Genomic DNA, 1,130 nt, shown 5'->3' with positions numbered 1-1,130 from the left:
CTAGTGACCTGAGTCGGGGATTGGTCGTTGGTTGGGTGTGAGTCGTCCTGGACCGAAGCTTGCGCCGTTGTTCGTAACTGATGCCCAGCGGGCTGCACTTGAGGGGTGGGTGCGTCGCCGCTCGACAGCGCAGGCGTTGGCTTTGCGTTCAAGGATCGTTCTGGAGTGTGCCGAGGGGCGTTCGATCGCGGAGGTCTCGCGTCGGTTGGGTGTCGTGGCGGACACGGTCCGCACCTGGCGGCGGCGCTTCATCGAGCGCGGTCTGGACGGTTTGTGTGACGAGCCGAGGCCCGGCGCCCCGAGGAAGATCACCGACGCCGATGTGGAGCGGGTGATCGTCAAGACGCTGGAGGAGAGACCGAAGAACGCGACCCACTGGTCGACACGGTCGATGGCGGCGGCGACCGGGATGTCGCAGTCGGCGATCTCCCGGATCTGGCGGGCCTTTGCGCTGGCTCCGCACCGCAGCCAGACCTTCAAGCTGTCCACCGACCCGTTCTTCATCGACAAGGTCCGTGACGTGGTGGGCCTGTATCTCGACCCGCCGGAGAAGGCCCTGGTGCTGTGCGTGGATGAGAAGTCCCAGATCCAGGCTCTGGACCGCTCCCAGCCGGTCCTGCCGATAGTGCCCGGGGTGCCCGAGCGGCGCAGCCACGACTACGTCCGCGCCGGCACCACCACCCTCTTCGCAGCCCTGGAGGTCGCCACGGGGAAGGTGATCGGTTCACTGCACCGCAGGCACCGGGCCGAGGAGTTCAAGAAGTTCCTGACCAAGCTCGACCGCGAAGTCCCGGCCGATCTTCAGGTGCATCTGATCCTGGACAACTACGCCACCCACAAGACCCCGGCCATCAAGCAGTGGCTGCTGGCCCACCCCCGGTTCCACCTGCACTTCACCCCCACCAGCGCGTCCTGGCTGAACCTGGTGGAGCGCTGGTTCGCCGAACTCACGCAGAAGAAGCTCAAGCGCGGCGTCCACCGCTCCGTCCAAGCCCTCGAACGCGACATCCGAGCATGGCTCACCGACTGGAACACCAACCCCCGACCATTCACCTGGACAAAGACCGCAGACGAAATCCTCGACAAAGTCGCCGCCTACTGCCAACGAATCTCCGACTCAGGTCACTAGG

The 1,130-nt window shown here is 65.3% G+C and carries 1 protein-coding gene; it reads left to right on the top strand.

Annotation, left to right across the window (positions count from 1 at the left end):
• Window positions 1-37 precede the first annotated feature (37 nt).
• A complete protein-coding gene (locus IEY56_RS28120; protein ID WP_189040114.1) occupies window positions 38-1,129 on the top strand; it encodes an IS630 family transposase in 1,092 nt (363 codons plus the stop codon).
• The last annotated feature ends 1 nt before the right edge of the window (window position 1,130 follow it).

This window comes from Streptomyces daqingensis, assembly GCF_014645895.1.
GTDB classification, from domain to species: Bacteria; Actinomycetota; Actinomycetes; order Streptomycetales; family Streptomycetaceae; genus Streptomyces; species Streptomyces daqingensis.
The sequence above is the reverse complement of the archived record's forward strand: the minus strand, read 5'-3'. Positions and strand labels throughout refer to the sequence as shown.